At 30.7% G+C, this 7,207-nt stretch carries 4 protein-coding genes; 3 read left to right on the top strand and 1 reads right to left on the bottom strand.

Annotation, left to right across the window (positions count from 1 at the left end; genetic code table 11):
• The first annotated feature begins 559 nt into the window (after positions 1-559).
• The 3 genes from DIU01_RS03470 (at position 560) to metK (ending at position 4,812) form a co-directional block, all read left to right on the top strand.
• A complete protein-coding gene (locus tag DIU01_RS03470) occupies positions 560-1,564 on the top strand; it encodes an EamA family transporter (protein ID WP_290831854.1) in 1,005 nt (334 codons plus the stop codon).
• A 2-nt stretch (positions 1,565-1,566) separates the two neighbouring features.
• Positions 1,567-3,012, top strand: coding sequence for an amino acid permease (locus tag DIU01_RS03475; protein ID WP_290831855.1), 1,446 nt, complete (start codon positions 1,567-1,569; stop codon positions 3,010-3,012).
• A 549-nt stretch (positions 3,013-3,561) separates the two neighbouring features.
• Positions 3,562-4,812, top strand: a complete 1,251-nt coding sequence (gene metK / locus DIU01_RS03480) for a methionine adenosyltransferase (protein WP_290831856.1) — start codon at positions 3,562-3,564, stop codon at positions 4,810-4,812.
• A 73-nt stretch (positions 4,813-4,885) separates the two neighbouring features.
• Here the strand turns inward: metK and DIU01_RS03485 are convergent, their stop codons facing one another.
• Positions 4,886-7,177, bottom strand: coding sequence for a hypothetical protein (locus DIU01_RS03485; RefSeq protein WP_290831857.1), 2,292 nt, complete (start codon positions 7,175-7,177; stop codon positions 4,886-4,888).
• Between the last annotated feature and the right edge of the window lie 30 nt (positions 7,178-7,207).

A 7,207-nucleotide genomic window follows, 5' to 3' on the forward strand; every position in this document is an offset into this window, starting at 1 on the left:
GCATGGTTTTTAAAAAGTGTATTTTCATCAAAATCTTAAAAATAAAATAGAAAATATTTAACAAAAACGCAAAATTGAGACGCTTTTTTACTAAAGAATCAAGATTCATTCAATAATAAACAACAAAACACCTTAAAACAATGTAATTTTTGCTATTTCTGTAAAATAAATAAAAATAATTCAAATTTAATTTGGAAAGATTAAAAATAAGACTTTATCTTTGCACCAGATTATGAAAAACAACCGCCAAAATAACATGAATAATATGCGTAACATGATGTGTTGCAACCATTATTTATGGAATGAACTGGCGTAAAAAATAAAATCAATTTTACATTACAAAGAGCCGTTCATTACCTTGAATGGCTCTTTTTTTTTAATCTTAAATTTGAATAGTATGAAAACTTTACATCATAATGAAATGTGTCATAAATCTTGTCGTTGCATGAAAATGCGGCTATGCTGTTGTTAAAAAGTATTGAAGTAAAATAAAAATTTTACAGACCCTTTTTCAACATCCTGAAAAAGGGTCTTTTTTTTAATCATAAAATCATATAATATGTCAAATTTCAAAAATAAATATACCATTCAACTCTTCATAGCATTTGCAAGCATCTATGTTATTTGGGGTTCAACATTCTTTGCTATTTCGGTAGCTTTAAAAGGTTTTCCTCCATTTATTTTGTCAGGATTCCGATTTTTAATTGCAGGATTACTACTTTTTTTATGGCAAAAAAGCAAAGGACAAAGCTCCAACTCATTGATCAATTGGAAAAAAAATGCCATAATTGGAATTTTAATTCTAACAGGTGGAACTGGACTTGTAGCTTGGGGTGAACAATATGTAAGCTCAACGGAAGCCGCAATAGCAATAGCAACTGGACCGTTTTGGTTCATTGCATTAGACAAGAAAAATTGGAAAAATTATTTCTCAAATATTCCAATTGTATCTGGATTAATCATCGGATTCATCGGGTTAATTCTATTCTTAAAAGGAAGTATTTCTTCATCCAATCACGATACAAGTTCCACTTTAAGAATTATTGCTTTTGCTGTTTTGGCATTGAGTTCTATTTCTTGGGTTGCAGGATCGTTGTATTCTAAAAATAATCCAGCTGACCAATCTACATTTATGAATAGTGCGCAACAATTAATTAGTGCTGGAATTGCAAGTATTGCAATAGCTTCATTCAAAGGAGAATGGGCGTCATTTCATCTTACTGCAATTCCGTTATCTTCGTGGTTTGGACTTTCTTTTTTAATCTTTTTTGGATCGATTGTAGCCTATCTATCTTATATCTGGTTATTGGAAGTTAAAGATCCTGTTTTAGTGAGTACGCACACTTATATCAACCCAATAGTTGCCGTTTTAGTGGGCTGGATTATTGCATCTGAAAAAATAGAAACCAGTCAATTAATTGGCCTATTCGTGATTTTGTTTGGTGTTTTATTAACCAATGCAGCCAATTATAAATTAAGTAAAAGAACACAAGTTAAAATAAGAAAAATAAACGTCGTATTAGAGCGAATTTCAAATCCTTACAAATATATAACTCATTATTAATTATGTTAAAAAAATCGATAGAAGCTTTAAAATTAGAAGCAGAAAATACAGGAAAAAATTCCTTAAAACGGAGTTTGGGCGCTATTAATTTAGTTGCAATTGGTGTTGGTGTAATTATTGGCGCAGGACTTTTCTCGTTAACCGGAATTGCCGCAGCAAATAATTCTGGTCCAGCGGTAATATTGTCTTTTGTGATTGCCGCAGTTGGTTGTGCCTTCAGCGCTTTATGTTATGCCGAATTTGCCTCGATGGTCCCAGTTTCGGGTAGCGCATATACGTATGCTTATGCCACTTTAGGAGAATTATTTGCATGGATAATTGGTTGGGATTTAGTTCTAGAATATTCTGTTGGAGCTGCGACAGTTGGCATTAGTTGGTCGCAATATTTAGTTAAATTTCTAGAAAAATTTGATATTTTCATCCCACCACAATTGGTGTTATCGCCATTTGAAACTGCCACTTTAGCCGATGGAAGTTTCGTTCACGGATTTGTAAATTTGCCATCTATTTTAATAATCGGATTAATAACTTCAATTATAATTCGAGGGACAAAAAGCTCGGCACTATTCAATGCTGTGGTAGTTGCTTTAAAAGTTGGTGTTGTTATTGTTTTTATAGCTTTGGGTTGGAAATATATTGATCCTGCCAATTACCATCCTTTTATTCCTACCAACACAGGAACTTTTGGAGAATTTGGATGGTCTGGAGTTCTTCGTGGTGCTGGTGTTGTTTTCTTTGTCTTTATTGGATTTGATATTGTTGCAACTATGGCACAAGAGACTAAAAATCCGCAAAGGAACATGCCCATTGGAATATTGGGATCATTGTTAGTTTGTACCATTCTTTTCATTCTTTTTGGATACGTAATGACTGGCTTAGCCAATTATACTGAATTTAAAGATAGTGCAGCACCAGTTGCTATTGCAATTGCAAATACACCATACGAATGGTTGGGAATCGCAGTGATTTTAGCCATTTTAATAGGATATACGTCTGTGATTTTAGTAGATTTATTAGGTCAATCGCGTGTTTTTTATTCGATGAGTAAAGATGGATTGTTGCCTAAAGTTTTTTCAGAATTGCATCCTAAATTCAATACACCTTATAAATCGAATATTGTTTTGTGTATTTTTATAAGTCTTTTTGCAGGATTAGTTCCGATAAGTGTGGTTGGTGAAATGACAAGTATTGGTACTTTATTGGCATTTGTGATGGTTTGTTTGGGAATTTTAATTCTTCGCAAAAAACAACCTCATTTAGAACGTCCATTTAAAACACCTTTTGTTCCGCTTGTTCCAATTTTAGGAATTATCACTTGTGTAGTAATGATGGTTTCGTTACCATTTGACACTTGGTTAAGGCTTTTTGTTTGGTTGGCGATAGGCTTTGTTATCTATTTTGTTTACGGAAAGAAACGCAGTAAACTAAGAAACGAAACAAAATTATAATGTAAAAAAGCGCTTGAGAAATCAGGCGCTTTATTTTTCAAATTCAAGTTAATCTATTTTAAATGTATTTTTTTTGGAGTTTCAAACTTCTGAATCATTTAGTCAACTGAATCATTTTCAATTGAAAATGCGCTTTGTTTTCCAGTTTCAGTTTTAAGAAATTCGTAAATTGGCTTATAAACGTATGGAATTACGATTGTAAATTTGTTAAACTTTCGACGACAATATTGTTGTAAAACAAGAATAAAATCTAAAATAAAATTAAAAAAAACAGTTATTATATCTTTAAAAACTACGTATTTAGAATTTTGAATAAATCATAAAAAAATTAAAAAAAACGAAATTGATTTTCTTATTCAAAATAGTCTTTATACATTTGCACTCGAAATAAAGAGGAAAAATTTGAACTGATTGCAACCTCGTTAAAAAATGCTAAAGCAGAAACTCTCCTTTAGTCTTTTTTCCTGCAATTTACTTTTTTTTCTTCGATAGAAGTACGGAATTATTATTAACAGAATCTGAAATAATTTCAGATTAAAAAATTATATTATGGCTTATTTATTTACGTCAGAGTCAGTTAGTGAAGGACATCCAGACAAAATAGCAGATCAAATTTCTGATGCATTAATCGATAATTTTTTGGCATTTGATGCTGAATCGAAAGTTGCTTGTGAAACTTTAGTTACAACAGGTCAAGTAATTCTTGCTGGTGAAGTAAAATCTAACACGTATCTTGACGTTCAACACATTGCTAGAGAAGTAATTAGAAAAATTGGTTACACAAAAAGCGAATACATGTTTGAGGCTAATTCTTGTGGAATTCTTTCTGCAATTCACGAGCAATCGGCAGATATTAATCAAGGTGTTGATAGAGCAAGCAAAGAAGAACAAGGTGCTGGAGATCAAGGAATGATGTTTGGTTACGCAACGAACGAAACTGAGAATTACATGCCATTGGCGTTGGATTTATCTCATGCTTTGTTGAGAGAATTGGCTACTTTGAGAAGAGAAAATAACGAAATTACTTATTTACGTCCAGATGCTAAATCGCAAGTTACTTTAGAATATTCTGACGACAATAAACCGCAACGAATTGATGCGATTGTAATTTCTACACAACACGACGATTTTGATGAAGAAGCGGCAATGTTGGCTAAAATTAAATCGGATTTGGTTTCTATTTTGATTCCTAGAGTTAAGGCAAAATATCCTCAATATGCTCATTTATTTAATGACAATATTACTTATCACATTAATCCAACTGGGAAATTTGTAATTGGTGGACCACACGGAGATACTGGTTTAACAGGAAGAAAAATTATTGTGGATACTTACGGAGGAAAAGGTGCTCATGGTGGTGGTGCATTTTCTGGAAAAGATCCAAGTAAAGTTGACCGTTCTGCAGCTTATGCTACACGTCATATTGCTAAAAACTTGGTTGCTGCTGGAGTTGCTGACGAAATTTTAGTTCAGGTTTCTTATGCTATTGGAGTTGCTAAACCAACTTCTATTAACGTTGTTACTTATGGAACTTCGAAAGTGAATTTAACTGACGGAGAAATCAGTAAAAAAGTAGAAGCTATCTTTGATATGCGTCCGTATTTTATTGAGCAAAGATTGAAATTAAGAAATCCTATTTACAGCGAAACTGCTGCTTATGGACACATGGGAAGAACGCCAGAAACAGTAACTAAAACTTTTTCTGCTCCAGGCGGATTAACAAAAACTGTTGAAGTAGAATTGTTTACTTGGGAGAAATTGGATTTTGTTGATCAAGTGAAAGCTGCTTTTGAGATTTAATATTTTAGATTCTGAAATAAATTCAGAATGACATATAATAAACCTGACTTTAATTAGTCAGGTTTTTTTTTGTTTAATAGGTTCCGTTTTTCATTTTTTCTAATACAATTTTATATTCCTCTATAATGGTCGAGTCTGAGGCTAGTAATGCTGCATCAATTGCCTTTTGTTCTGTTAGAATACCTAATTCTTTTTGACCATTTAAATAATATAATTGCGCCAATGTATCTAAATAAAAATAATTATCTTTTTCTATTTTTAAACTAGTTTGAGACCACTTAATTGCATTTGACACACTATCAAGATTTGTGTTTTTTACTTTTTCAACAACATACCATGAAGCTGTATTTAACTCATTAGCAAATGAATTTTTAAACTCAAGCCAGCTGTAATCTACATCGGGATTGTACTTTTTATCTAGTTGTTCAATAACGCTAGAGTCGTCTTTTATATAACTTTTAAAATAATTATTGAAGGCATTTAGATATTCTACATCCAATTTATTTTCTTTTAAAAAAATCATTTTATTTTTATGCACCCATATGTTTTCATTTGAAATTGCTGCTATTTTATCAAAATAATTTAACACTTTATCGATTTGATTTTTGTTTTCCATTCTTCCTAATGCCATAGAAATTGACTCTAAGAGATAATCTTTACGATATTGATAACCAAGTATTTCTGATTGTAACATTGGTATTTCATTGAAAAACTTTAAAATATAATCAATTGCTTTATAATCATTTGCATTTAATTCTTTAGTATACTTATTAAACAACAAACCACTAAATCCAGCAGATAATCTTAATTCATTGATGATTATTGTTACTAAATGTGCATCTACAACTTTATCATTTTGATGAAAATCTAGTAGCGTTTTATATTTAGCATTAACTTCATCTTGCGTAGATTTTAATTTATACACATTATTTTTTTCTTTTAGAACATCATAATTACTGTAATCAATTATTGCTGTCGCAGCTGAATCGACTTCAGTAACTGCAAAATCTTGAACTGAATTATCTTGTACGTCTTCTACAACTTGAACCTCTCCAATTGTTGCAGCAGGCATAGCTGGTGGCGGAATTGAATACATGGAAGTACTTCTTCCTGAACTTGTAATTTTAACTAGTTCGTGCTTAAATTGTGAAATAGTTTTCTTTTTATTTAACACTACCTCGTCTAGTTGAGCAAAGGAATTGATTAGTTTTAAATCACTTACTATACTTGACATGTTGTAATAAGCAAAATTATCATCATTAATTTTAGCTTTTGCATGATACAACTTAAAGCCATCTGAATTTAAAAAAACGATAGATTGATTTTCACTTACTCCCAGTTTATTTAAACTTTTTACATCTTTATCAGTTGCTAAATAAAAATTATAATTATCATACTCCGGATAGTATTTGTCATACATATAATACTTCAAGTTTGTTTGAAAGTTGGTAATATATTCTTCAAACTCTTTTTTAGCATTTTTATTTGTATCATAAAAAATTACTAAAAATTTTTCAGGATATTTTTTTGCTTCGCTTAAAGCATCGGCTAAATTATTTTCTACTTTAAGTTTAAAGAGATATTCAGGAACTTGATTACCATACTCTACTGTTGGAACATTGTCGATAGCAGCATCATAATCATAAATTGGATCAATAGCTTTTCCTTCATAAGTCCAATTTTTTTGAGTCGTTACTTCAATTGGTTTTTCTGTTACATCCACGATAATATCTTTTGAAAAAACCATGGGATTTCTACCTTCTGTAACCGTTAGCTCTTTTGTTTTTTGATTATAAAATCCTTTAAAATTTAATTTATTGATTGAAAATGAAGAATACTTTAAATCTATTTTTGAAATGTCCTTTGCAATTTGAAATTTTTCTATAAAAGATTCTGATTTTGGATTTTCTTCAACTAAATAAACAAATTCAACTCTATCGATTTCAAAACTAACTTTTCTTGATTCAAGACTTGTCTCCTCTATCTTCACCATTTCTTTAATTGATTGATATTCAATTGGAGAATTTACATTTTTTTGTGTTCCAATGTAAACTTTATAAAGCTGATAGTAAGACTCTTCACTTAAGTCAATAATGATCTTGTCAGATTTTGGATTTGGATTAGAAAATTTTAAATTAAACCGTGGCAAATCTGCATAATTTGACTTGAAATAAATAGAATCGTTTACTTCCTCGTAGGTTCCCGAAAGAACAGAAAGATGAAATTTCTTATCATCAGAAATTAGAAATTTTAAAGTTTCTGACGATGAAGTTGAAGAGGAAAATTCTCCTTTTTCAATGTTGTTGTTTTGCGCAGACAGTTTAATTACAAAAACAAACACTAGTAACGATAAGTAATATTTCATGAATTTAAATTTATTGCATGATATAAAATA

The organism is Flavobacterium sp. (genome assembly GCF_003525665.1).
Classification (GTDB): Bacteria; Bacteroidota; Bacteroidia; order Flavobacteriales; family Flavobacteriaceae; genus Flavobacterium.